This window comes from Pelomonas aquatica (assembly GCF_026712205.1).
Lineage (GTDB): Bacteria > Pseudomonadota > Gammaproteobacteria > Burkholderiales > Burkholderiaceae_C > Pelomonas > Pelomonas aquatica.
This window is the reverse complement of the sequence record NZ_JAPPUW010000011.1, coordinates 144,297-167,882: the sequence shown is the minus strand read 5'-3', so window position 1 is coordinate 167,882 and position 23,586 is coordinate 144,297. Positions and strand designations below refer to the sequence as shown.

The window sequence follows — 23,586 nt, the reverse complement described above, 5'->3', positions numbered from 1 at the left end:
CGATTCAGGTTTGAAACCGCCCAGTAAATCGCGCGGCTTCCAGCGCTGCCTGCACATGCGAAAACAGAGAGACGTGGAAGGCCAGCAATGCGAATTGCCGGTCTTGATTGAAAGGCAGCAATGGAAGCTATGGCTTGCCGGAGTCATGTTGGCTGTCGGGGGCGCCGGCCTCTTGATGCCCGATGGCATCGGAAGAACGCTGGATGCTCCTGGTGTCGCCGTCCAGTTCGGGGCGATGGTGCTCTGCTTCGTCAGCTTGGGGTGGGCGGCCAATGCCGTTCGCTGCAAACATTGCGGGCTGAGGATCGTGATGTTCGCGATATCGTGCCAAAGCGTCGGGCAATGGCTGCACTGGCTGTTGACCGTGAAGCGGTGTCCGAAGTGCGGCTCAGACCATGCTCGCCGGCAACCTTGAAGGTGTCGCTCGTTGGTTGCTGAAGTGAAAAAACCTGCGGCGGCCTCTTTGGAAGAGATCGTTCGTCGGCGCGCGCTGCGGCATTTGGCTGAGGTGTTCGACGTGCCCGAGGGGACCCTGTCACTCGGTGCCCGCTTCGGGCAAGAGTTGACGGCGAGCCCGGTTTCCGACTTCAAGGCAAATCAGTTCGACATCGTTGATCGTGACATCAAGGATGTCGCTGATAGGCAGCTTCTCAAAGAGATGGCGCAAGGCAAGCTGGTCATCCAGACCGTGGGTGACTATTGCGAGCACATGGTCCGTTGCAGCAGCACCAATCCTGAAGAGGTCGTTCGCGTTCTTCGACTCAAGGCGCGCCTCCCTTAGCATCGGCCGCATGAAGATCGCCGCCTGCCAGATGGTCTCCGGCCCCGACCTGGCCGCCAACCTCGCCACCGCCCGCCGCCTGCTCGAAGACGCCGCCCGCCAGGGCGCCGCGCTGGCCGCGCTGCCCGAATATTTCTGCCTGATGGGCATGCACGACAGCGACAAGCTGGCGCTGGCCGAGGACGAGGGCCAAGGCCCCATCCAGGCCATGCTGGCCACGGCGGCGCGCGAGCTGGGGCTGTGGCTCATCGGCGGCACGCTGCCGATCAAGGCCGCGACGAGCGAGCGCGTGCGCAATTCGACACTGGTGTTCTCGCCCAGCGGCGGGCGCGTGGCGCGCTACGACAAGATCCATCTGTTCGCCTTCGACGACGGCCGCGAGAGCTACGACGAGGGCCGCGTGCTGGAGGCCGGCGGCACGCCCACGGCCTTCGACGCGAACGGCCTGCAGGTCGGCCTGTCGGTCTGCTACGACCTGCGCTTCCCGGAGCTCTACCGCGGCTACGCCGGCAGCGCGCTGCTGGCCGTGCCGGCCGCCTTCACCTACACGACCGGCCAGGCGCACTGGGAGCTGCTGCTGCGCGCCCGCGCCGTCGAGAACCAGTGCTATGTCGTCGCGCCGGCCCAGGGCGGCCGGCATGCCAACGGCCGCCGCACCTGGGGCCACAGCATGGTCGTCGACCCCTGGGGCCAGGTGCTGGCCGTGCTGCCGGAGGGCGAGGGCGTCGTCGTGGCGGACCTGGACCCGGCGCGGCTCGCCCAGGTGCGCCAGCAGTTGCCGGCGCTGGGCCACCGGCGCCTGGGTTGACCCTGATCCGGTGACGATCCACGCGGCGAGGCGGGGCTCTTAGACTCGCCCGCTTCTGCGCTTCCGGATCAGCGTCATGAGCTTCAAACCCGCGGCTGCCCCGTCGTTTGCCGCAGCGGCCCAGCCCGGCCGCGGCGTGGCCTGGGTCGTCGGCGTGCTGGTGGCCATCGCGCTGTTCGGCAACTTCTACGTCTACGACTCCATCGGCCCGGTGGCCGACCTGCTGCAGCAGCAGCGCGGCTTCTCGGACACGCAGGTCGCGCTGCTGAACGCGATCTACAGCCTGCCCAACGTCGTGCTCATCCTCGTTGGCGGCGTGCTGGTGGACCGCTTCGGCGCGGCGCGCATGACGCTGATGACGGCCGGCATCTGCGCGCTGGGCGCGGCGCTGACGGCCTTCAGCCCGAATTTCGCCGGCATGGCCGCGGGGCGGCTGCTGTACGGCATCGGCGCCGAGACCTTCAACATCGCGACGCTGGCCGCTGTGGCCGACTACTTCGGCGGCCGCAGCCTCGCGCTCGCGATGGGCGCGGAGCTGGCCGTCGGCCGCATGGGCTCCTACGGCGCCGACATGTCGCCCACCTGGTTCGCCGGCGCCTATGCCCAGGGCTGGCAGCCGCCGCTCGTCATCGCGACGGCCATCGCGGCCACGTCCTTCGCCGCGGCCTTCGGCTACTGGTGGGTGGACCGCGGCCCGCGCCGCGCCGGCCTGCTGCCGACGGGCAAGACGGCCGAGAAATTCCAATGGCGCGACCTGCTGCACTTCGGCCGCGCCTACTGGTATCTGCTGGCGCTGTGCGTGCTCTGGTACTCGGTCATCCTGGCCTTCCGCAGCACCTTCTCGATCAAGTATTTCCAGCATGCCCACGGGCTGGACCTGGCCACGGCCGGCGAGATGAACAGCTACGTCTTCCTCGCCGCCGTGTTCGCGACGCCCGCCTTCGGCTGGATGTGCGACCGGCTGGGCCGTTATGCGCCCTTCCTGGCGCTGGGCGCGCTGCTGCTGCCGGTGGCGCTGGGCGTGCTGGCGCTGACCCATTGGAGCCTGTGGCTGTCCACGGCGCTGATCGGCGTCAGCTTCTCGCTGGTGCCGGCCGTCATGTGGCCGCTGACCAGCCGCCTCGTCGCCCCCAACCGCTTTGGCACCGCCATCGGCCTGATGTGGGTGGCGCAGAACGCCGGCATCTCCGGCGCCAACCTGGCGGCGGGTTGGCTGAACGACCGATTCGGCGCCGGTGCCGCCAACCCGGCGGGCTATGGCGGCATGATGGCCTTCTTCGGCGCCGCCAGCGTGGCCGGCTGCGCCTGTGCGCTGCTGCTGTGGCGGACGGCCGGGCGCCGCCAGCATGAGCTGGCCCACGGCGGCTGATCAGGGCCGCAGCGTCACCAGGTCGCGCAGCAGCAGGTTGATGTTGCCGCGCAGCGCGCGCTCGTTGGCGATGCGCAGCCGCTCCGACGGCGACAGGATGGCTTCGCCCAGACGGGCTTCCTCCTGGCTGGCGATGAGGCGCTGGTAGACGACGCGGCCATCGGCCTTGTCGACCAGCGTGTAGCGCACCGCCACGCCCACCGTCACGCCGGCCACCGCCAGCCTGGGCTGCTCCAGCAGGGCCAGCTCGGCCCGCAGCTCGAAGCGCGGCAGGGGTTGCGGCGCCGGCGGCTTCATGCCCACGGCATAGAGCGACCCCTCCAGCGCCTGCTGCAGCGCGGCGGCGCTGACCTTGGAGCCCCACCAGTGCTCCGTCTCCGCGCCGCCCTGGACTTCGGCCAGCGCGACCTGGGCCTTCAGCGCGTCCGGCACCCAGCCGCGGATCTGCAGCGCATCGGCCGCCGTGACGGTCATGGGCAGCGGCCGGCTGGGCGTGCCGCAGCCGGCCAGGGCGGCCAGCAGCGCGGCGGCAAGGAGGCGGGCAGGGTGGGGCATCGGTCCATGCTAGGCCGGCGGGCGCGCCGCCGATCCGCCGAAACGGCCGGGTTTTGCGCCGCAGAAGTTTTCAGTCCACGTCCAGCGTGTAGGTCACGGCCTGGGACTGCTCGGGCAGGATGCCGCCGAAGTTCAGCGTGTAGCGGCCGCGCCTGAGCGGGCCGAGGGCGACGTAGAAGCCGTTGCCGGCGGCCAGCGTGTCGTCGCCGTCGACGACATGGAAGCAGCGCCGCGTCGCCTGCCGGTGGGCGTCCAGGCCGTGGAAGCGCCGGCCGTTGACCTCCAGCACCAGAGCCGAAGACGCCGGCGTCTGCCGCGCGGCGCGCCGCTTCAGCGATGCGCAGGACTCGTCCGCGTCGTCGGGCTCCATGGCGAGGGCGTTGACGAGCGGGAAGAACAGCGTCCTGCCGGCCGGCACATGGCAGCTGCGGATGGTGCGCGCCGTGCCATAGCTGCCGGCCAGAAACCAGACCGGGCCCGACTGGCCCGCGGCGCACCGGCTGCCGTCGGGGTCGGTGACCGGGCTGTCGTCGTCGTCGAAGGACAGGGCCCAGCGCCACCAGCGCTTGGACCATTCCTCCTGCGACACGCCGGCAACGGGCTTGGTTGGCGCGATCAGGGGCGCCGCCTGTGCCGAGGCGGCCTGGGCGGCGGCCAACAGCAGCAGGCTGGCCGAGAGGGGGAGGGCGTATCGCATCGGGGGTCTCGGGCTCATCACGCACCAAACATCATGCGGTGGGCGATGGTGCGCTTCAGCGGCGTGGCCAGCTCCAGCCCGGCCAGGGCCAGGCCGCGCAGGCCCGGCAGGCCGGGCAGCCGCCACGCGAAGCTGCGCGCGAGGAAGTCGGTCGCCACGATCATCGGCCAGCGGTCGGGGGCACGCTGCCGGTCGATGCGGGCCAGCGCGGCGTCCAGGCTGGCGCCGGTCTCGGCCGCCTCGCGCAGCGCGTCCACCAGGGCTTGCGCGTCGCGCAGGCCGAGGTTGAGGCCCTGGCCGGCCACCGGGTGCAGGGTCTGGGCCGCGTTGCCGATGCGCAGCGCGCGGCCCTGCAGCAGCCGCGTCTCGGCGTTCAGCCCGAGCGGGAAGCATTTCAGCGCCGAGATGCCGGCCAGGCGCCCGGCCACGGCGGGCAGCTGCTGCTGGATGACGACGAGGCGCTGCGCGTCGTCCAGCGCGGCGATGTCGTCTTCCGGCTGCGGCAGGCACCACACCAGCGCGGCGCGCGCGCCCTGGGCGTCGTCGGGCAGCGGCAGCAGGGCCAGCGGCCCGTTGCGCGTGAAGCGCTCGACAGCCAGGCCCTGCAGGCCCGGCGCGGCCAGGCGCACGGTGCCGACCCAGGCGTTCTGGTGGTAGTCGCTCTGGATGGCCTTGCGCTCCTGCTCGGCGAACACGCCGCCCTCGGCGACGACGGCGAGGTCGAAGCGGTCGACGACCGGGCCTTCGCCGCAGTCCAGCTCCACGCCGCCGGCCTGCGAGCGGATCGCATGCACGGCGGTGGCGAAGCGCGTGAACAGCCGCGCCGGCTGCGCCGCGGCCAGCGCCAGCCAACGCTGCTGCAGCGGCGCCACCAGCGCGCCATAGGGCAGCACGGCGCCGAGCTGCGGCACGCCCAGCTCGGCCGCGCGCAGCCACACCTCGCCGGCCACCGGCGCGGGCGGCGCCTGGCTGACGTGCACGGCCTGGATGGCCTGGGCCGCGTCGGGCCGCCAGGCGCCGAGGCGCTGCAGCAGCCGGATGCTGCCGAGGTTCAGCGCCAGCGTGCGCGCGTCGCCGCCGACGTCGCGGTCCAGCGGGCGGGTGTCGAACAGGTGGATGCGGGCCTGGGGCAGGCGCTCGGCGGCCAGCAGGGCGAGCGCGAGGCCGGCGGGGCCGGCGCCGATGACGGCGAGATTCATGCCCCCAACGATACCTGGGGCGATGCGCGCCGCTAAGCTGCCGCACCTTCCCCACACCCCCGCAGGATCTGCCATGCAATACCGCCGCCTCGGCCGTGCCGGCCTCCAGGTCTCCGAACTCTCGCTCGGCTCCTGGGTCACGTATCACAACCAGGTCGACACCAAGGCCGCCACCGAGATGCTGGCCGCCGCCTTCGACGCCGGCATCAACTTCTTCGACAACGCCGAGGTCTATGCCCAGGGCGAGAGCGAGGTCGTCATGGGCCAGGCCTTCAAGGCGCTGGGCTGGAACCGCCTGGACTACATCGTGTCGAGCAAATTCTTCTGGGGTCTGCAGCGCGACGGCGTGACGGTAAACCGCAAGGACACGCTGAACCGCAAATACCTGATGCAGGCCGTCGACGGCTCGCTCAGGCGCCTGCAGCTGGAGCACCTGGACCTGATCTACTGCCACCGCGCCGACCCGCACACGCCCATCGAGGAAACCGTCTGGGCGATGAGCGACATCATCCGCCAGGGCAAGGCGCTGTACTGGGGCACCAGCGAGTGGAGCGCGGCCGACATCCGCGCGGCCTGGGAGATCGCCGAGCGCCACCACCTGCACAAGCCCGTCGTCGAGCAGCCGCAGTACCACCTCTTCCACCGCCGCCGCGTCGAGCAGGACTATGCGCGGCTCTACGAGGACATCGGCCTGGGCCTGACGACCTGGAGCCCGCTGGCCTCGGGCCTGCTGACCGGCAAATACCGCCACGGCATTCCGGCCGGCAGCCGCGGCGCGCTGGAGAGCATGGGCTGGATGCGCGAGCAGCTGCAGGACAAGGCCAGGAACGACGCCGTCGGCCGGCTGGCCGAGATCGCCGCCGAGCTGGGCTGCAGCCTGGCGCAGCTGGCCATCGCCTGGATCAACCGCAACCCGCGCGTGTCCACAGTCATCCTGGGCGCCAGCCGCATCGAGCAGCTGCAGGACAACCTCGGTGCGCTGGCCGTCACGCCCAGGCTGACGGCCGAGGTGGTCGAGCGCATCGACGCGATCACCAAGCCGCTGGCGCAGTGACGCGGGCGGTGGCACGGCGGCCATCGTCCACGGCATCGTCACGGCGCTGGCCAAGGACGAGCGCGGCCTGATCCGGATCGGCACCAGCGTCGGCTGGTGCGCTACGACATGCCCCCCGGCAGGCGATGCGGTGCGGGTGCAGATGCGTGAGCGGCAGCCTGAGGTCTGCCGCGACGGCGACCACAGCGCGCGCTGGGTCGACGTCGTTGCCGCGGACGCCGGCCTGGACGCCGAGGTCCTGCAGATCCTCGGGAGCGCCGGCCCGATGTGAATCCGACCCTCGGGCCGGCGCGCCGATGCCATCGCGCAGAATGCGCCGCATGAAGGGATTCAGGACCTGCTGCGCCGTGCTGCTGGCGGCGGCGGCGATCAGCAGCGGCGCGCGGGCCATGGAGCCGCGCTTCGAACCGGTGGGGGAGCCGGGCGCCGTGCGGGACAACGTCGTGTCGGCGCTGACCCTGGATGCGCGCGGCCTGCTGTGGGCCGGTTCGGCCGAGGGCCTGCTGCGCTTCGACGGCTATGCCTTCCGCCGCTATCCGCTGTGCGCGCCCGACGGCAGCCTGCTGGCCGAGCAGTTCGTGCGCGCGCTGCTGGCCGACCCGCGCGGCTGGCTCTGGGTGGCGGCGGGCAATGCCGGCTTGGTGCGGCTGGACCTGGCCAGCGGCCAGTGGTCGCGCTGGGCGCGCAGCGGCGCCTCGGCCGACGAGACCGCGCCGGCCGCCAACACGGTGCGCGCGCTGGCGCTGGAGAAGGACGGCACGCTGTGGATAGGCGGCAGCGGCGGCCTGGACCGGCTGGACGTGCAGACGCAGCGCTTCACCCACCACCGCGGCCCCGACGACGGCCTGCCCGACGCGCGCGTGCAGTCCCTGCTCGTCGACCGCGCCGGCACGCTGTGGATCGGCAGCTGGCGGGGGCTGGCGCGCAAGGCGGCCGACGGCCCCATCGAGGCGCTGGACCTCGGCCTGAAGGACCAGCTCATCACGCTGCTGGCCGAGACCCAGGACGGCCGCATCATCGTCGGCACCGCCGAGGGCCGGCTGCGTGCCGTCGGTGCCGACGGCCAGGCGCTGCCCTTCAGCGCCGGCACCGGCAGCCACGGCGGCGCCTGGCCGGTGATGACCATGACCCAGGCCTCGGCCGAGGAGCTGTGGTTCGGCGACGCCTCCGGCATCGAGCGCCACCGCGCGGCCGACGGCGGCCTGATCGAACGCCTGCCGGCCGGCGGCGCTGGCAACGCGCCGCGCAGCGACGTGCGCGCGCTGCTGCGCGACCCCTCGGGCACGGTCTGGGTCGGCAGCTTCGGCGGCGGCCTGATGCGCCATGTGCCGCCGCTGCCGGGCCTGAGCATGGTGCGCGAGCCCATCGGCGCCGCCGCGGCCGGCGGCCTGGACGTGCGCAGTGCGCTGCAGCTGCGCAGCGGCGAGGTCTGGCTCGGCATGCTGGCCGGCGGCATCGAGAAGCGCGACCGCGAGCTGCGGCCGCTGGGCCGCATCGCGCCCGCTGTGCCAGGTGCGGGCGGCCTGCCGCCCGGCCGCGTCAACGCCCTCGGGCAGACGCGCGACGGCTCGGTCTGGGCCGCCGTCGACACCCAGCTGCTGCGCTTCGACGCCCGGGGCCGCTGGCAGCAGACGCTGCGCAGCGGCAACGCCGTGCCGCGCCGCCTGCATGCCACCGACGACGGCGCGCTGTGGATCGCGACGCTGGACGGCCTGATGCGCTGGACGCCCGCGCGGCCGGCGATGCGCGCCGTGCCCACGGCCGGCCTGGTGGGCGGCACCGGCGAGGTCAATGCCTTCGCCGACATGCCCGACGGCAGCCTGTGGGCCGGCGGCGCGGCGGGGCTGCTGCGCATCGCCCGGCCGGGCGCGGCCGAGCCGCTGGCCGAGTGGATCGAGTCCAGCGGCCTGACCGGCCAGACCGTGCTCGGCATGGCCGTCGACGCCAGGGGCGTGCTGTGGGTCGACACCGGCACCGGCCTGCACCGCCTCGTCGCGAGCGACGGCCACCATGCGCGCTTCGAGGCCGTCGCGGCGTCCGAGGTCGGCGGCGCCTTCGGGGCCAATCTGCTGCTCGACGCCAAGGGCCGCATCTGGTCGCAGCGCAATATGTTCGACCCGGCCAGCGGCGAGCGCCGCGAGCTGGGCGCGGCCGACGGCGCCGACCTCGGCACCGGCTGGTTCCGCGCCTATGCGGCGCTGGACGACGGCCGCATGCTGTTCGGCGGCGCGCGCGGCCTGCTCGTCATCGACCCGGCCAAGTTCTCGCCCTGGGCCTACCAGCCGCCGCTGGTCGCCTCCGAGCTGCGCGTCGAGGGCGGCGAGCGCGCGCTGCCGGCCGACGGCCAGCCGCTGGTGCTGGCGCCCGGCGAGCGCGGCTTCAGCCTGTCCTTCGCGTCGCTGGACTACAGCCAGCCCGGCCGCAACCGCTACCGCTACCGCCTCGACGGGCTGGACCGCCATTGGGTCGACGCCGGCGTGCTGATGCGCACGGCGGCCTACACCAACCTGTCGCCCGGCCACTACAGGCTGCATCTGCAGGGCAGCAACCGCGACGGCGCCTGGAGCCCCCACGAGCTGGTGCTGGACGTCGACGTGCATGCCGCCTGGTGGCAGGGCCGCTGGGCGCTGGCCCTGGCCCTGCTGCTCGCGCTGGCCGCCGTGGCCGCCATCGTCAACATGCGCACGCGGCTGCTGCTGCGCCACCGCCGCGTGCTGGAGGCCCGCGTGCGCGAGCGCACCGAGGCGCTGGAGGCCGCGACGACCGAGCTGGCCGCCAAGTCCGTCGAGCTGGAGGAGGCCAGCCTCACCGATCCGCTGACCGGCCTGCGCAACCGCCGCTTCCTGGAGCGCCAGATGCCGGCCGACGTCGCCATGGTCGTGCGCCACCACGAGCCCGCGCCGGGCGCCCCGCCCGCGGACGACCAGGACCTGCTGTTCTTCCTGATCGACTTCGACCACTTCAAGCGCATCAACGACGAGCGCGGCCATGGCGCCGGCGACGACGTGCTCAAGCTGATGCGCAGCCGGCTGCAGCAGGTCTTCCGCGAGGCCGACTACCTGATCCGCTGGGGCGGCGAGGAGTTCCTCGTCGTCGCCCGCGGCCTGCCGCGCGGGCGCGCGGCCGAGCTGGCCGAGCGCGCCCGCCACGCCGTCGCGGCCGAACCCTTCGTGCTGGCCGACGGCACGCCGCTGCAGTGCAGCTGCTCGGTCGGCTTCGCGGCCTTCCCGCTGTGCCCGGGGTTGCCGCGCGCCCTCGACTGGCGCCAGGTCGTCGACCTGGCCGACGCGGCCCTGTATGCGGCCAAGGCCGCCGACCGCAATGCCTGGGCCGGCCTGCTGCAGGCCCGCGCGGCCAGCGAGACCGAGCTGCGCCAGGACGCCCGCCGCGACCTCGCCGACTGGGCCGCCAGCGGCCGGCTGCAGCTGCAGGTGTCGGCGGCGCTTCAGGCCGCCAGCGCCGGCCCCCAGCCAAAGGGCGCCGGCAGCGCCGCCAGGATGCGCTCGCGCAGCGGCGCGTAGGCCTCGTCCACCTGCTGGCCCGGGCGCGGCGCGAGCGGGTCGCGGTGGCTGCCGAAGGCCTCGTCCAGCTCGGCCCAGTCCGCGGCGCCGAGGATGTCCGCAGCGAGCGGCAGCACCTCGGTCTCCTCGCGCTTCATGTGGCGCAGATAGCGCGCCGTGTAGACCTGGAGCTGCTGCTCGAACTTGTCCCGCCGCGGCTCGCCCATCTGCTCCCAGGCCAGCAGGCTGTGCTGCAGCTCGCGGATGGCGCGTTCGCCCTGGGCATGGTCGGCGTCCAGGTCGTCCAGCGTGTCGCGCAGCGCCGGCACGCGGGCGCGCAGCTTGGGAAAGAGCAGCTCGCTCTCCTTGGTGTGATGCAGGCGCTCAGGGAATTCGTCCACATAGAACAGCATCGCGCGCAGCGCGCCGAAGTCGGCCGGCGTGCCGCTGCGGCGCTGGGCTTGGAGCAGTAGCGGCAGCGTGCGCAGCATGGCGGCCAGCGCGTCGTGCTCGGCGCGGATGACGCGCAGGGCCAGGGGCAGTGTCGATGCAGGCATGCCGCAAGCGTCGCGCGGCGGCGACGGCCCGGCCTTGCGCTGGATCAAGGCGCGCTCAGGCACCCCCGTAAAATCCCGCGTTTTGCCCCTCCAGCCCAAGAAAGCCCCGGCCATGACTGCAACGCCCGCCTCCCCCACCCTCATGGCCAACGCGATCCGCGCCCTCGCGATGGACGCGGTGCAGGCGGCCAACTCCGGCCACCCGGGCGCCCCGATGGGCATGGCCGAGATCGGCGTCGCGCTGTGGAAGCGCCATCTGCGGCACAACCCGGCCAACCCGCACTGGGCCGACCGCGACCGCTTCGTGCTGTCCAACGGCCACGGCTCCATGCTGATCTATGCGCTGCTGCATCTGACCGGCTATGCGCTGCCCATCGAGGAGCTGCGCAACTTCCGCCAGCTGCACAGCCAGACGCCGGGCCACCCCGAGGTGGGTATCACGGCCGGCGTCGAGACGACGACGGGCCCGCTGGGCCAGGGCGTGACCAATGCCGTCGGCCTGGCCCTGGCCGAGAAGCTGATGGCGCGCGACTTCAACCGCGACGGCCACGCCATCGTCGACCACCACACCTATGTCTTCCTGGGCGACGGCTGCCTGATGGAAGGCATCAGCCACGAGGCCGCGTCGCTGGCCGCGGCCTGGAAGCTGAACAAGCTGATCGCCATCTACGACGACAACGGCATCTCCATCGACGGCCAGGTCGCGCCCTGGTTCGCCGACAACACGGCCCAGCGCTTCGCCGCCTATGGCTGGAACGTCATCGGCCCGGTGGACGGCCACGACGTCGATGCGGTCGACGCCGCCATCGCGCAGGCCAAGACCAGCGCCGACAGGCCGACCCTCATCATCGCCAAGACCCACATCGGCAAGGGCAGCCCCAACCGCGCCGACACCGCCAAGGCCCACGGCGAGCCGCTCGGCGCCGAGGAGATCAAGCTGACCCGCGCGGCCATCGGCTGGACCGCCGAGCCCTTCGTCGTGCCGGCCGAGGTCTATGCCGCCTGGGACGCCAAGGCCGCGGGCGCCGAGGCCGAGGCCGCCTGGGAGGAACGCTTCGACGCCTATGCCGAGGCCCACCCCGAGCTGGCCGCCGAGTTCCAGCGCCGCATGGCCGGCGTGCTGCCCGCCAACTTCGCTCAGCTCGCCGTGGACGCCGTCGTCAAGGCCCACACCGAGGCCCAGACCGTCGCCAGCCGCAAGGCCAGCCAGATCGCGCTGGAAGCCTTCACCGGCCAGCTGCCCGAGATGCTGGGCGGCAGCGCCGACCTGACCGGCTCCAACCTGACCAACACCAGTCACACGCCCAGCCTGCGCTTTGACGCCGCCGGCACGCCCAACAACGGCCGCCACATCAACTACGGCGTGCGCGAGTTCGGCATGGCCGCCGTCATGAACGGCGTGGCCCTGCACGGCGGCTTCATCCCCTACGGCGGCACCTTCCTGACCTTCAGCGACTACAGCCGCAACGCCATCCGCATGGCCGCGCTGATGAAGCAGCGCGTCATCCACGTGATGACGCACGACTCCATCGGCCTGGGCGAAGACGGCCCGACCCACCAGTCCATCGAGCATGTCGCTTCGCTGCGCCTGATCCCGGGCCTGGACGTCTGGCGCCCGGCCGACACGACCGAGACCGTCGTCGCCTGGACCATGGCGCTGGGCAACGCCCAGCGCCCCAGCCTGCTGGCGCTGAGCCGCCAGAACCTGGCCTACTCGCCCAAGACCAATGTCGACGAGATCGCCAAGGGCGCCTATGTGCTCGCCGAGCCCGCCAAGGGCAAGGCCAAGGCCGTCATCATCGCCACCGGCTCCGAGGTGCAGCTGGCCCTGGCCGCGCAGCAGCTGCTGGCCGCCGAGGGCGTGAAGGTGCGCGTCGTGTCGATGCCCTCCACCAGCGTGTTCGACCGCCAGGACAAGGACTACAAGAAGAGCGTGCTGCCCAAGGGCCTGCCGCGCGTGGCCGTCGAGATGGGCGTCAGCGACTTCTGGTGGAAGTACGGCTGCGACGCCGTCGTCGGCATCGACAGCTTCGGCGAATCGGCCCCGGCGCCGGTGCTGTTCAAGCACTTCGGCTTCACGGCCGAGAACGTCGCGGCGACCGTGAAGGCGGTGCTGAAGAAGAAGTAAGCCGCCCTGGGCCGCCGTTTCAGGCCGCTTGGAGTCACTGCGGGGTAAGCCTGGAGCTTGGTGACGACATTCCGGCGTTAAAAACCTGCGCTCACACAGAACAGGGAGTTCGACATGCACAAGCGGCGCGGGACTTGGCGGGCGGCCGTGCAGGGAGCGTTGGCGCTGCTGACCTGCGCCGTCGCTCAGGCGCAGACGTCCGATGCTGATCTTCGCGCCTGCCTGAAATGGCCGCCACGGGAAAGGATCGGCATCCATGCCGAGATGGCCCCCGAAAGAGGCCCGGACCTGGGGGTCGGCAACACGGTGCTCGAGATGGACTTCACGGCGCCGGGTACGGAGCCGCAGATCCGCGTTCTCTACAACTCGGTGAATCGGACGACTCGGGAGGCGGTCGTGGACTACGCCCGCCAGTACCGGCTGCCATGCCTGGCCGACGGTCGGGACTTCAAGCACCGCCAGGTTTTCAACTTCAACTGGACCGAGCGAGCGCAGCCGCAGTTCCTCCGCAGCGCATCGCTGCAGTCCCTGCTGGCGGCAATGAAGAACCTGCAAGCGCGGCCGGTGGCTTTCGACCTGGATGCCATGGGATGCCCGTTCCGGCTGACATGGCGACTCGGCCAGCCGGCCTTTGCCAATGAGGTGATCGAGCAGGGCGCGAGGAACGCCGCGCGGGCACCGCTGATCGAGTGGCTTGGCGAACTTGTGATGGACGTGAAGCGCCTGGACTTCGAGTACCTGCTGAACACCCCCATCACGGTGGATGTGCCCTGCGGCACCATCAAGCTGGACTGAGAGTGGAGGCGAAACCCGCTTGAATCCACCCCACCGCGCGAATCACCGAGAATCCCGCCCGACGCGAATTTTTCATCCTCTGGAGACTTTTCCATGACCATCAAGATCGGCATCAACGGCTTCGGCCGCATCGGGCGCATGGTGTTCCGTGCCGCCGTCGCGAATTTCAAGGACATCGAGGTCGTCGCGATCAACGACCTGCTCGAGCCCGACTACCTGGCCTACATGCTCAAGTACGACAGCGTGCACGGCAAGTTCGACGGCGACGTGGCCGTCGAGGGCAACACGCTGGTCGTCAACGGCAAGAAGATCCGCCTGACCGCCATCAAGGACCCGGCCGAGCTGAAGTGGAGCGAGGTCGGCGCCGACATCGTCATCGAGTCCACCGGCCTGTTCCTGGACAAGGCCGGCGGCGAGAAGCACCTGGCCGCGGGCGCCAGGAAGGTCATCATGAGCGCGCCGTCCAAGGACGAGACGCCGATGTTCGTCTTCGGCGTGAACCACGCCAAGTACGCCGGCGAGGCCATCATCTCCAACGCCTCCTGCACGACCAACTGCCTGGCCCCGCTGGCCAAGGTGCTGAACGACAAGTGGGGCATCAAGCGCGGCCTGATGACGACCGTGCACGCCGCCACCGCGACGCAGAAGACCGTCGATGGCCCGAGCAACAAGGACTGGCGCGGCGGCCGCGGCATCCTCGAGAACATCATCCCCAGCAGCACCGGCGCCGCCAAGGCCGTCGGCAAGGTCATCCCCGAGCTGAACAAGAAGCTCACCGGCATGAGCTTCCGCGTGCCGACCAGCGACGTCTCCGTCGTCGACCTGACCGTCGAGCTGGTCAAGGACGCGTCGTATGAAGAGATCTGCGCCGAGATGAAGGCCCAGAGCCAGGGCGCGCTGAAGGGCGTGCTGGGCTACACCGAGGACAAGGTCGTCGCGACCGACTTCCGCGGCGATGCGCGCACCTCCATCTTCGACGCCGACGCCGGCATCGCGCTGGACGGCACCTTCGTCAAGCTGGTGTCCTGGTACGACAACGAGTGGGGCTACTCGAACAAGTGCCTGGAGATGGTCCGCGTCGTGAACGGCTGAGCCTGCGCCGGCCGCGCCGAAGAAACCCTGCAGGACGGCCCGTCCTGCAGGGTTTCTGCTTTCTTGCGCCGTGACATTTGTTTGCTTCCTGCGCCGGGGCGGCACCTAAACTGGCCCGCTTCCTTGTTCTAGCCGTCGCCATGCTGCTGCGCCCCCTCCTCCTCGCCGCCGCCCTGGCCGCCCCCTTCGCAGCGCCGGCCCAGACGGCCCAGACAGCCGACGGCGAGGCCCGCGTCATCGTGCGCTTCAGGCCCCAGGCCGACAGCGTGCGCGCGAAGGCGCTGGCCCTGCGCGCCGGTGCCGCGGAGGCCCGCGATGTCGCGCAGACGCGCGCGACCGGGCTCGGTGCCCGCACCGGCCAGGCGCTGACGGCCGGCCTGAGCCTGGACGAGCGCACCCACGTGATGCATGCGCGCGGCCTGTCCAGCGCCGAGCTGGCGCGCCGGCTGGCCGCCGACGCCGAAGTGGAACTGGTGACGGTGGACGGCCGTCGCAAGGCGCTGGCGCTGCCCAACGACCCGCTGTTCGGCGGCGCGACGGTGAACGCACAGACCACCAATCCCGACGGCAGTGCGGCGCGCACCATCGACCAGTGGTATCTGAAGGCGCCAGGCGGTTCGACCAACCCGGCCGTGGTGTCCAACATCAATGCGCTGGCCGCCTGGGGTATCACGACCGGCGCATCCAGCGTCGTCGTCGCCGTCATCGACACCGGCGTGCGCCGCGACCACCCCGACTTCACGAACGTCGACGGCAGTAGCCAGTTCCTGAGCGGCTACGACTTCATCGGCTACAGCAGTCCGAGCGACCCAGCTAAGGCCATTGCGAACCGGCCGGCCGGCGCCGACCTGACGCTGGCGCTGGACTATGGAGATTGGGTCAGTAGCGCTGACCTGAGCCCTGTCAACACGCTCGGCAGCAACTGCACATCGGCCGACATCGGCAACAGTTCCTGGCACGGCACGCGCGTGTCGGGCCTGATCGCGGCGGCCAGCAACAACGGCCTGGGCATGGCCGGCGTCGGCTGGGGGCTGAAGATCCTGCCGCTGCGCGTGCTCGGCAAATGCGGTGGCTACGACAGCGACATCATCGCGGCGATGAAATGGGCGGTCGGCCTCTCGCTGCCCGGCGTGCCGGCCAATGCCAACAAGGCCAAGGTGCTCAACCTCAGCCTGGGCGGCAGCGGCAGCTGCGCGGCGACGGACTCGACGGGCTCGCTGTACCGTCAGGCGATCGACCAGGTCAGCGCGGCCGGCGCGACCGTCGTCGTCGCGGCCGGCAACTCCGAAGGCCAGGCGGTGGGGCTGCCGGGCAACTGCCCGGGCGTCGTCAGCGTCGCGGCGCTGCGCCATGTCGGCACCAAGGTCGGCTTCTCCAGCATCGGCCCCGAAGTGACCGTCGCGGCACCCGGCGGCAACTGCATCAACATCGGTGCAGGTCAGCCCTGCATCTATTCGATGGTCAGCACGACCAACAGCGGCACGACATCACCGGTGCCGAATGACGCGGCCTACACCGGCGGCACTGCCTCGGTGGGGACCAGTTTCTCGGCGCCTATCGTCAGCGGCATCGTGGGACTGATGGCCTCGGTGCGACCCAATTTGAGCGCTGCCGAGGCGACCCAAATCCTCAGGCTGACGGCACGCCCGTTCCCCACCAGCGGCGGGGGCAGCTCGGCCAACCCGACGCCGCCGATGTGCGCGCCACCCAGCGCTGCGGTGCAGGACGAGTGCTACTGCACGACCAGCACCTGCGGCGCCGGCATGGTGGACGCCTTCGCCGCCGTGAAGGCGGCGCAGGCCTTGGCCGGTGCAGCCGTGTCGATCACGCAGAACCCCGCTAGCGGCCTGCAAGCCGGCCAGGCCCTGACGCTGACCGCTGCCGCCAGCGGCCTGGCCAGCGGGCGCACCGTTGCTTCAACGGCTTGGGTGCTGGTCGACGGCGGCGGCATCGTCGGCGGCTTCTCATCCGGTGCGACCTCGGCCACGGCGACGCTGACGCCCACGGCGGCTGGCAGCTTTACGGTGCGCGCCGACATCACCGACAACCTCGGTCTGGTTTACAGCCAGCCGGTCACCATCAGCGTGGCCGCAGCGGCGGGCACGCCATCGACCTCGTCAGGCGGCGGCGCGGCCGGCCCGGCCTGGCTGGCGGCCCTGTTCTGCGCCGCGCTGGCGCTGCGCCGCTCAGCCCGCGGCTGACGACGCGGCCGAGGCCGTCGGCGCGGCGCTGCAGGCCCTGAAGCCGGCGGCCAGGGCCGGATCCTTGCTGGCCATCAGCCGGGCCGCGAGCAGGCCGTCGGCCTGGGCGACGACGAGGCTGTGGCGGGCCTGCGGGGCCTTCAGCGCCAGCACGCGCAGGCCCTTCAGGCCGCGCCTTTCCAGCACGCCGATCTCGGCGGCGGCCTCGGCCTGGCCTTCGTGCCGGCTCAGCACGAAGGCGGGCTGCTCGGCGGGCAGGCCGTCCAGCGGCTCGAAGGCGATGCGCAGCTGCTTGTAGGTGGCTTCCTTGCGGGCGCGGAAATCGGGGTCGGCGAGCCTGATGGTGGCCACCACCCACACGCCCGGCTGCTCGCTGCTGCGGACCTGGGCTTCGGCGCCCGCGGCCTTCAGCGCGGCCTGGGCGGCGGCCAGCGCCGCGTCGCCGTCCAGCGGGCCCAGCTCCAGGCAGCTGCGCTGCGCCAGCGCGGCCACGGCGCTGGCGGCCAGCGGCTGGATGCGCTCGGGATGCTGCTGGGCGGCCAGGCGCTGGGGCTCGCGGCCACCGTCGGCGGGGACGCCGCTGACCGTGTCCAGCCAGCCGCGCGACCAGGCGAAGAAGAGGGCGTTGACCGCCAGCAGCACGATGACGAGCGCACGCATCACGGGGATGTCTCCAGTCTGAGGCTGAGTTCGCCGGCGGCACAGGTCTGCACGCCGGCCTCGGTTTGCAGCAGCAGCTCGCCGCGCACGTTCACGCCGCGGGCGATGCCCGGCTGGCCGCCCACGCGCACGCGCTGGCCCGCAGCCAGGTCGCGGCGCGCGAACGCGGCCTGCCAGGGCGCGAAGCCCAGCGTCTGGAAATCGGCCAGCAGGCCCTGCAGCGCGGGTGCGAGGCGGTCCAGCGTGGCCTGTGCCGTTGCGGCCGGGTCCAGCGCCTGCAGCGCCGCGTGGCCGCTGGCGAAGGCGCCGCGGTCGGCGTCGGGCGGCAGGGCGCGCAGGTTCAGGCCGATGCCGATGACGACGCCGCGCCTGTCGCCGGGCAGGGGCACGGCTTCGATCAGGATGCCGCCGAGCTTGGCGCCGTGCAGGAAGAGGTCATTCGGCCATTTGAGCCGGATGCGATCGCCGGCCGGGTCCAGCACGTCGGCGACCGTGCAGCCGACGGCGAGCGACAGGCCGGAGAGATCCAGCTCGGCCGGCATGGGCAGCGCGACGGAAAAGGTCAGCGCGGCGTCATCGCTCTGCCAGGCCCGGCCCAGGCGGCCGCGGCCGGCGGTCTGGTGGCTGGCCGACAGCAGCAGCGGCCCGCCGCCGTCGCGCAGATGGGCCAGCGCCTCGGTGTTGGTCGAGCCGCATTCGGCGAGGTGGCGCCGCTCCATGGCGTCAGCGACGCTTCGGAGCGAGCATGGTGCCGCGGCAGGTGGCGGCGCCGCACCAGCAGGCGAACTGCTTCTTGACCTTGGCCGTGTGGCGCTCGTCCAGCACCAGGCCGTAGTCGTAGAACAGCTCCTCGCCGGGCTCCAGGTCGCGCAGCGCCTTGATGAAGACGCGGCCGTCGACCTCGTCGGCCTCGCAGTTGGGCTCGCAGGCGTGGTTGATCCAGCGCGCGTTGTTGCCGCCGTACAGCGCGTCGATGACGAGGCCGCCGTCGAGGTGGAAATAGAAGGTGTGGTTGGGCTGGCTGGGGTCGTGGGGGTGACGGTCCACCGCCTCCGCCCAGGAGATGCGCTCGCCCGTGTACTCGATGATCTTGGCGCCGGCCGCGATGGGGGCCACCGCGTAGACGCCCCGGCCGTGCACGCCGGAATCACGGACTTCGATCTTGCGGCGCGGGGTTTTAGGCGTCATCGGCGCTGTGGTACGGTGATTTCATGGGTGCGCGCGTGCGTAGGCGTGCGCGCGAGGCCCGGATTGTAGGCAGCTGCCTCAGCCTTCCGATTCAATGCAAAACGCAACCACAGAGGCACCGAGACACAGAGGAATCCAGCGGGGCTCGCTCCGTGTCTCCGTGCCTCTGTGGTTGCATTTCTTCCGTCGCAAATGACCAAGACACTCATCATTGCCGAGAAGCCCAGCGTCGCCCAGGACATCGTCCGGGCGCTGACCCCCGTGGCCGGCAAGTTCGACAAGCACGACGACCACTTCGAGAACGAGAGCTACGTCGTCAGTTCCGCCGTCGGCCACCTCGTGGAGATCGCGGCGCCCGAGGAGTACGACGTCAAGCGCGGCAAGTGGAGCTTCGCCCACCTGCCGGTGATCCCGCCGCACTTCGACCTCAACCCCATCGACAAGAACAAGGGCCGCCTCAACGCGCTCTCCAAGCTGATCCGCCGCAAGGACGTGACGGCGCTGATCAACGCCTGCGACGCGGGCCGCGAGGGCGAGCTGATCTTCCGCCTCATCGAGCAGTACGCACAGCCGGCCAAGGGCAAGCTGAACAAGCCCATCCAGCGGCTGTGGCTGCAGTCGATGACGCCGGCGGCCATCCGCGAGGGCTTCGAGAAGCTGCGCAGCGACGCGCAGATGCTGCCGCTGGCCGATGCCGCGCGCTGCCGCTCCGAGGCCGACTGGCTGGTCGGCATCAACGGCACGCGGGCGATGACGGCCTTCAACTCGCGCGACGGCGGCTTCTTCCTGACCACCGTGGGTCGCGTGCAGACGCCGACGCTGTCCATCGTCGTCGAGCGCGAGGAAAAGATCCGCAAGCACGTCGCCCGCGACTACTGGGAGCTGCGCGCCACGTTCCTGGTGCCCCCAGGCCCGGCCGATGGCCGGACCGCCCCCCGAGGGGGTGTCGCCGACTTGGGGCGGCCCGGCGTCGGCGTCGACGCCCAGGCCGGCCAGTACGAGGGCAAGTGGTTCGACCCGGCCTGGAAGAAGAACGACGACGCCGAGCGCCGCGCGGATCGGTTGTGGACGCAGGCCGAGGCCGACGAGATCGCCAAGGCCGTGCTGGGCAAGCCCGCCACCGTGACCGAGGAAAGCAAGCCCAGCACGACGAGCTGCGGCGCGCTCTACGACCTGACGACGCTGCAGCGCGAGGCCAACTCGCGCTTCGGCTTCTCGGCCAAGACGACGCTGTCCATCGCCCAGGCGCTGTACGAGAAGCACAAGGTGCTGACCTACCCGCGGACGGACTCGCGCTTCCTGCCCGAGGACTACCTGGCCGTGGCCAAGGACACGGCCAAGATGCTGGCCACCGAGGACCTGCCCGGCCCGCTGGCCGCGTTGTCCGGCCACGCCGCCAAGTCGCTGAAGGAGGGCTATATCAAGCCGACGAAGAAGGTCTTCGACAACGCCAAGGTGTCGGACCACTTCGCCATCATCCCGACGCTGCAGGCGCCCAAGGCGCTGACCGAGGTCGAGGCCAAGCTCTACGACATGGTCGTCAAGCGCTTCCTGGCGGTGTTCTTCCCGCCGGCCGAGTTCCTGGTCACGACGCGTATCTCCAAAGTCGACAACAAGCACCATTTCCAGACCAACGGCAAGGTGCTGGTCAAGCCGGGCTGGCTGGCCGTCTACGGCAAGGACGTGGACGACGAGGACGCCAACCTCGTGCCGGTGCAGCCGGGCGAGGTCGTGCGCACCGAGAGCGTCGACGTGAAGGCCCTGCAGACCAAGCCGCCGGCGCGCTACACGGAAGCCACGCTGCTGAGTGCGATGGAAGGCGCCGGCAAGCTCATCGACGACGACGAGCTGCGCGAGGCCATGGCCGAGAAGGGCCTGGGCACGCCGGCCACGCGCGCCGCCACCATCGAAGGCCTGATCACCGAGAAATACATGCTGCGCGAGGGCCGCGAGCTGATCCCGACGGCCAAGGCCTTCCAGCTGATGACGCTGCTGCGCGGCCTGGACGTCGAGGACCTGACCAAGCCCGAGCTGACCGGCGACTGGGAGTTCAAGCTCGCCGAGATGGAGAAGGGCCGGCTGAAGCGCGAGGTCTTCATGGCCGAGATCGCGGCGATGACCGAGAAGATGGTCGCCAAGGCCAAGGGCTATGACCGCGACACCATCCCCGGCGACTACGCGACGCTGAAGACGCCCTGCCCCAAATGCGGCGGCATCGTGAAGGAGAACTACCGGCGCTTCAGCTGCACGGGCAGGAGCGGCGGCGGCGACGATGCCTGCGGCTTCAGCATCGGCAAGATCCCGGGCGGGCGCAGCTTCGAGCTGGCCGAGGTCGAGACCTTCCTGGCGACCAAGAAGATCGGCCCGCTGGAAGGCTTCCGCTCCAAGGCCGGCTGGCCCTTCACGGCGGAACTCGCGCTGGTCTACGACGACGAGATCGCCAACTGGAAGCTGGAGTTCGACTTCGGCGAGGACGCCAAGAAGGCCGAGCACGACGGCGAGCCGGTGGACTTCTCCGGCCAGCAGAGCCTGGGCGCCTGCCCCAAGTGCCAGGGCCACGTCTACGAGCACGGCAGCAACTACGTCTGCGAGCACGGCGTCGGCGCCCATGTGACCTGCGACTTCAAGACCGGCAAGGTCATCCTGACCCAGCCCATCGAGCCGGCCCAGCTGCACAAGCTGCTGGCCGAGGGCAAGACCGACCTGCTGGAGAACTTCGTGTCCAACAAGACGCGGCGCAAGTTCAAGGCCTTCCTGGCCTACGACAGGAAGGAAGGCAAGGTCGTCTTCGAGTTCGAGCCGCGCAACGGCAAGCCGGCGGGCAAGGCCGCGCCGGCCAGGAAGACGGCCGCGAAGAAGGCGGCTGCCAAGGGTTGATGGCCGCTGCGCCGCGCACTGCTGCTGGCCATCGAGGCGCACCCCGCCGGCCAGGCTCGCGCCTGGCCAACTGAGGCCCGAGGTCTTCGCCACGCCGGCCGTCCGGCACGAGCGGACCGCTGCGCCGCCGCCGCGCCGGCTCCGGCGCGACGGGGCAGAGGGCCGAATGCCCCTATGCTCGCTGCCTGGGCCCACGGGGCCGGTTTCGGGGGGATGGCGGATGGCGCGGGCGCCGATGAGCATGGGGCTGCAGACGCGGCTGGCGGCGGGCATCGCATTGGTCGCGAGCCTCATCGTGCTGGCGGTGGGCTGGACCTGGACGGCGCGCGAGGAGGCCGAGCTGATGGACGGCCTGCGCGAGCGCGAGGCGCGCATGGCCGGCCTCATCGAGCGCGGCTTCGCCGGGCCGATCTGGAACCTGGACCATGTCGCCCTCGAGAACCTGCTCGACGCCGTCATGGCCGACCCCGAGGTGCATGCCATCGAGATCCGGGGCCTGGGCCTGCGCGGCGGCCTGGCCAGGCGCGAGCGCGAGCATCCGGCCAGCGGGCCGCTGCGGCGCGAGTTCGGCATCACCTACCAGCCCGCCGCGGGCGCGCCGGGCACGGCGGTCGCGGCGGCCGTGCTGGTCTTCACGCGCGATCTCGTCGACGAGCAGATCCGCCGCACGCGGGTCTTCGTCTTCGAGCTGCTGGCCGGCGTCGTCGCCGCGGTGGCCGTGGCCGGCTATCTGCTCGTGGACTGGCTGGTGCGTCGGCCGGTCGCGCGGCTGGGGGCGCTGGCCCAGCGCGTCGCCAAGGGCGACCTTGGCGCACAGGAGAAGGTCGAGCGTGCGGACGAGATCGGCCAGCTGACGATGCGCTTCAACGCGATGAGCCTGAAGCTGCGCAGCGCGGCCGACCAGGTGCAGCTCAGCTCCGAGGGCCTGCGCGCCAGCGAGGCGCGCTACCGCAGCCTGTTCGAGAACGCGACCGAGGGCATCTTCCAGGCCGATGCCGACGGTCGCGTGCTCAGCATGAACCGCGCCTTCACGCAGATGCTGGGCCTGGGGGCGCTGAGCCCGGTGGGCCGGCGGCTGCGCGAGCTGACCGGCATCGACCGCGAGGAGATGCAGCGCGTCAGCGCCATCATGAACGAGCAGGGCAAGATCCAGCAGGCCCAGCTGCAGCTGCAGGCGCCCGGCGGCCGGCCGCTGTGGGTCGAGCTGAACGCGCACTGGGTCGAGGCCGAGGGCGGCCGCCGCCGCATCGAGGGCATGGTCAGCGACATCTCGCTGCGCCGCCAGGCCGAGGCCGAGCTGACCCGCCACCGCGACCACCTCGAGGAGCTCGTCAACGAACGCACCGCCGAGCTCAGCGAGGCCAAGCTGCGCGCCGAGGCCGCCAACCAGGCCAAGGGCCGCTTCCTCGCGACGATGAGCCACGAGTTCCGTACGCCGCTGAACGCCATCCTCGGCTTCACGCAGCTGATGCAGATGGACGCCGCCGTGCCGGCCGGCCAGCAGGCCAAGCTGCAGCTGATGCGCGAGTCGGGCCTGCACCTGCTCGAACTCATCAACGACGTGCTCGACATGGCCAGCATCGAGGCCGGCAAGGTCAGCCTCAAGCCCAGCGCCGTCGACCTGCGCGCACTGTTGGACATGGCCAGCGACAGCGTGCGCCTGCGCGCCGAGCAGAAGAACCTGGCCTTCGGGCTGGACGTCGACGCGGGCCTGCCGCATCTCGTCATGGTGGACGGCCAGCGCCTGCGCCAGGTGCTGCTCAACCTGCTGGCCAACGCGGTCAAGTTCACCGACAGCGGCAGCGTGCTGCTGTCGGCCCGCGTGCTGGCGCAGGAGCCGGGCCGGGTGCAGCTGCGCTTCGAGGTGGCCGACAGCGGCATCGGCATGACGCCGGCCCAGCAGGCGCGCCTCTTCCAGGCCTTCGAGCAGGTGTCCGACGCGTCGCGCCACCTCGGCGGCACGGGCCTGGGCCTGTCCATCAGCCAGCAGCTCGTGCGCCTGATGGGCGGCCAGATCCTCGTGCTGAGCACGGCGGGGCAGGGCAGCAGCTTCGTCTTCGAGCTGAGGCTGGCGACTGCATGAGGCTGACTCCCGGCACTTCTGCGCCGCTGCCGCGGCGGCGCC

Annotated in this window: 20 protein-coding genes; 13 read left to right on the top strand and 7 right to left on the bottom strand. The window is 71.3% G+C overall.

Translation table 11 applies throughout. The annotated features are described in order from the left end of the window. Positions 1 to 10 precede the first annotated feature (10 nt). The 4 genes from NYP07_RS13775 (at position 11) to NYP07_RS13760 (ending at position 2,958) form a co-directional block, all read left to right on the top strand. A complete protein-coding gene (locus NYP07_RS13775; protein ID WP_268151382.1) occupies positions 11 to 415 on the top strand; it encodes a hypothetical protein in 405 nt (134 codons plus the stop codon). Between the two features lie 12 nt (positions 416 to 427). After that, on the top strand, positions 428 to 781 hold the full coding sequence (locus tag NYP07_RS13770; protein WP_268151380.1) for a hypothetical protein: 354 nt from the start codon (positions 428 to 430) through the stop codon (positions 779 to 781). Positions 782 to 791: 10 nt separating this feature from the next. Beyond that, complete coding sequence (locus NYP07_RS13765; RefSeq protein WP_268151378.1) at positions 792 to 1,589, top strand: carbon-nitrogen hydrolase family protein; 798 nt, start codon at positions 792 to 794, stop codon at positions 1,587 to 1,589. A gap of 76 nt (positions 1,590 to 1,665) precedes the next feature. Next, positions 1,666 to 2,958, top strand: coding sequence for an MFS transporter (locus NYP07_RS13760; RefSeq protein ID WP_268151376.1), 1,293 nt, complete (start codon positions 1,666 to 1,668; stop codon positions 2,956 to 2,958). Here the strand turns inward: NYP07_RS13760 and NYP07_RS13755 are convergent, their stop codons facing one another. From NYP07_RS13755 to NYP07_RS13745, 3 genes are all read right to left on the bottom strand, one after another. Further along, positions 2,959 to 3,513 (bottom strand): hypothetical protein, encoded by a 555-nt coding sequence (locus tag NYP07_RS13755; protein ID WP_268151375.1) that lies wholly within the window; start codon positions 3,511 to 3,513, stop codon positions 2,959 to 2,961. 70 nt (positions 3,514 to 3,583) lie between these two features. Then, entirely contained in the window at positions 3,584 to 4,210 is a 627-nt protein-coding gene (locus tag NYP07_RS13750) for a hypothetical protein (protein ID WP_268151373.1), read from the bottom strand. 17 nt (positions 4,211 to 4,227) lie between these two features. Next, a complete protein-coding gene (locus NYP07_RS13745) occupies positions 4,228 to 5,409 on the bottom strand; it encodes an FAD-dependent monooxygenase (RefSeq protein WP_268151372.1) in 1,182 nt (393 codons plus the stop codon). Positions 5,410 to 5,482: 73 nt separating this feature from the next. On the opposite strand from NYP07_RS13745, the gene NYP07_RS13740 reads away from it, so the two are divergent. From NYP07_RS13740 to NYP07_RS13730, 3 genes are all read left to right on the top strand, one after another. Continuing rightward, a complete protein-coding gene (locus tag NYP07_RS13740) occupies positions 5,483 to 6,463 on the top strand; it encodes a potassium channel beta subunit family protein (protein WP_268151370.1) in 981 nt (326 codons plus the stop codon). Positions 6,464 to 6,605: 142 nt separating this feature from the next. Next, positions 6,606 to 6,734: a hypothetical protein gene (locus tag NYP07_RS13735; protein ID WP_268151368.1), complete on the top strand. Its 129-nt coding sequence runs from the start codon at positions 6,606 to 6,608 to the stop codon at positions 6,732 to 6,734. Positions 6,735 to 6,783: 49 nt separating this feature from the next. Continuing rightward, entirely contained in the window at positions 6,784 to 9,984 is a 3,201-nt protein-coding gene (locus tag NYP07_RS13730) for a ligand-binding sensor domain-containing diguanylate cyclase (protein WP_268151366.1), read from the top strand. Here NYP07_RS13730 and NYP07_RS13725 read toward each other — a convergent pair. After that, a complete protein-coding gene (locus NYP07_RS13725; RefSeq protein WP_268151364.1) occupies positions 9,909 to 10,520 on the bottom strand; it encodes a hemerythrin domain-containing protein in 612 nt (203 codons plus the stop codon). The genes NYP07_RS13730 and NYP07_RS13725 overlap by 76 nt on opposite strands. A 112-nt stretch (positions 10,521 to 10,632) precedes the next feature. On the opposite strand from NYP07_RS13725, the gene tkt reads away from it, so the two are divergent. From tkt to NYP07_RS13705, 4 genes are all read left to right on the top strand, one after another. Next, positions 10,633 to 12,648 (top strand): transketolase, encoded by a 2,016-nt coding sequence (tkt, locus tag NYP07_RS13720; RefSeq protein ID WP_268151362.1) that lies wholly within the window; start codon positions 10,633 to 10,635, stop codon positions 12,646 to 12,648. A 114-nt stretch (positions 12,649 to 12,762) separates the two neighbouring features. Continuing rightward, positions 12,763 to 13,443, top strand: a complete 681-nt coding sequence (locus tag NYP07_RS13715) for a 5-methylcytosine-specific restriction endonuclease subunit McrB (protein ID WP_268151360.1) — start codon at positions 12,763 to 12,765, stop codon at positions 13,441 to 13,443. A 93-nt stretch (positions 13,444 to 13,536) separates the two neighbouring features. After that, complete coding sequence (gap, locus tag NYP07_RS13710; protein WP_268151358.1) at positions 13,537 to 14,535, top strand: type I glyceraldehyde-3-phosphate dehydrogenase; 999 nt, start codon at positions 13,537 to 13,539, stop codon at positions 14,533 to 14,535. Between the two features lie 140 nt (positions 14,536 to 14,675). Continuing rightward, entirely contained in the window at positions 14,676 to 16,736 is a 2,061-nt protein-coding gene (locus NYP07_RS13705) for a S8 family serine peptidase (protein ID WP_268151356.1), read from the top strand. Here the strand turns inward: NYP07_RS13705 and NYP07_RS13700 are convergent. From NYP07_RS13700 to NYP07_RS13690, 3 genes are read right to left on the bottom strand one after another with little or no spacing between them, the layout of a single operon-like run. Continuing rightward, the gene (locus NYP07_RS13700) at positions 16,722 to 17,396 is read right to left on the bottom strand and encodes a hypothetical protein (protein WP_268151354.1); all 675 of its coding nucleotides are present in this window, start codon (positions 17,394 to 17,396) and stop codon (positions 16,722 to 16,724) included. The genes NYP07_RS13705 and NYP07_RS13700 overlap by 15 nt on opposite strands. Further along, positions 17,396 to 18,115 (bottom strand): biotin--[acetyl-CoA-carboxylase] ligase, encoded by a 720-nt coding sequence (locus NYP07_RS13695; protein WP_268151352.1) that lies wholly within the window; start codon positions 18,113 to 18,115, stop codon positions 17,396 to 17,398. Before NYP07_RS13695 ends, NYP07_RS13700 begins: the two co-directional genes overlap by 1 nt. Positions 18,116 to 18,119: 4 nt before the next feature. Beyond that, positions 18,120 to 18,584 carry an SET domain-containing protein gene (locus NYP07_RS13690; RefSeq protein ID WP_268151350.1) on the bottom strand — a complete coding sequence of 155 codons (465 nt, stop codon included), beginning with the start codon at positions 18,582 to 18,584 and terminating at the stop codon, positions 18,120 to 18,122. Positions 18,585 to 18,776: 192 nt separating this feature from the next. On the opposite strand from NYP07_RS13690, the gene NYP07_RS13685 reads away from it, so the two are divergent. Continuing rightward, positions 18,777 to 21,461 (top strand): DNA topoisomerase III, encoded by a 2,685-nt coding sequence (locus NYP07_RS13685; RefSeq protein WP_268151348.1) that lies wholly within the window; start codon positions 18,777 to 18,779, stop codon positions 21,459 to 21,461. Positions 21,462 to 21,696: 235 nt separating this feature from the next. Beyond that, a complete protein-coding gene (locus NYP07_RS13680) occupies positions 21,697 to 23,544 on the top strand; it encodes an ATP-binding protein (protein ID WP_268151346.1) in 1,848 nt (615 codons plus the stop codon). Positions 23,545 to 23,586: the final 42 nt, after the last annotated feature.

Bases quoted from the DNA above. Each gene is read 5' to 3' on its own strand.
- NYP07_RS13765 (WP_268151378.1), top strand. From the start codon at position 792: ATGAAGATCGCCGCCTGCCAGATGGTCTCCGGCCCCGACCTGGCCGCC.
- NYP07_RS13760 (WP_268151376.1), top strand. From the start codon at position 1,666: ATGAGCTTCAAACCCGCGGCTGCCCCGTCGTTTGCCGCAGCGGCCCAG.
- NYP07_RS13755 (WP_268151375.1), bottom strand. From the start codon at position 3,513: ATGCCCCACCCTGCCCGCCTCCTTGCCGCCGCGCTGCTGGCCGCCCTG.
- NYP07_RS13750 (WP_268151373.1), bottom strand. From the start codon at position 4,210: ATGCGATACGCCCTCCCCCTCTCGGCCAGCCTGCTGCTGTTGGCCGCC.
- NYP07_RS13745 (WP_268151372.1), bottom strand. From the start codon at position 5,409: ATGAATCTCGCCGTCATCGGCGCCGGCCCCGCCGGCCTCGCGCTCGCC.
- NYP07_RS13740 (WP_268151370.1), top strand. From the start codon at position 5,483: ATGCAATACCGCCGCCTCGGCCGTGCCGGCCTCCAGGTCTCCGAACTC.
- NYP07_RS13735 (WP_268151368.1), top strand. From the start codon at position 6,606: ATGCGTGAGCGGCAGCCTGAGGTCTGCCGCGACGGCGACCACAGCGCG.
- NYP07_RS13730 (WP_268151366.1), top strand. From the start codon at position 6,784: ATGAAGGGATTCAGGACCTGCTGCGCCGTGCTGCTGGCGGCGGCGGCG.
- NYP07_RS13725 (WP_268151364.1), bottom strand. From the start codon at position 10,520: ATGCCTGCATCGACACTGCCCCTGGCCCTGCGCGTCATCCGCGCCGAG.
- tkt (WP_268151362.1), top strand. From the start codon at position 10,633: ATGACTGCAACGCCCGCCTCCCCCACCCTCATGGCCAACGCGATCCGC.
- NYP07_RS13715 (WP_268151360.1), top strand. From the start codon at position 12,763: ATGCACAAGCGGCGCGGGACTTGGCGGGCGGCCGTGCAGGGAGCGTTG.
- gap (WP_268151358.1), top strand. From the start codon at position 13,537: ATGACCATCAAGATCGGCATCAACGGCTTCGGCCGCATCGGGCGCATG.
- NYP07_RS13705 (WP_268151356.1), top strand. From the start codon at position 14,676: ATGCTGCTGCGCCCCCTCCTCCTCGCCGCCGCCCTGGCCGCCCCCTTC.
- NYP07_RS13700 (WP_268151354.1), bottom strand. From the start codon at position 17,396: ATGCGTGCGCTCGTCATCGTGCTGCTGGCGGTCAACGCCCTCTTCTTC.
- NYP07_RS13695 (WP_268151352.1), bottom strand. From the start codon at position 18,115: ATGGAGCGGCGCCACCTCGCCGAATGCGGCTCGACCAACACCGAGGCG.
- NYP07_RS13690 (WP_268151350.1), bottom strand. From the start codon at position 18,584: ATGACGCCTAAAACCCCGCGCCGCAAGATCGAAGTCCGTGATTCCGGC.
- NYP07_RS13685 (WP_268151348.1), top strand. From the start codon at position 18,777: ATGACCAAGACACTCATCATTGCCGAGAAGCCCAGCGTCGCCCAGGAC.
- NYP07_RS13680 (WP_268151346.1), top strand. From the start codon at position 21,697: ATGAGCATGGGGCTGCAGACGCGGCTGGCGGCGGGCATCGCATTGGTC.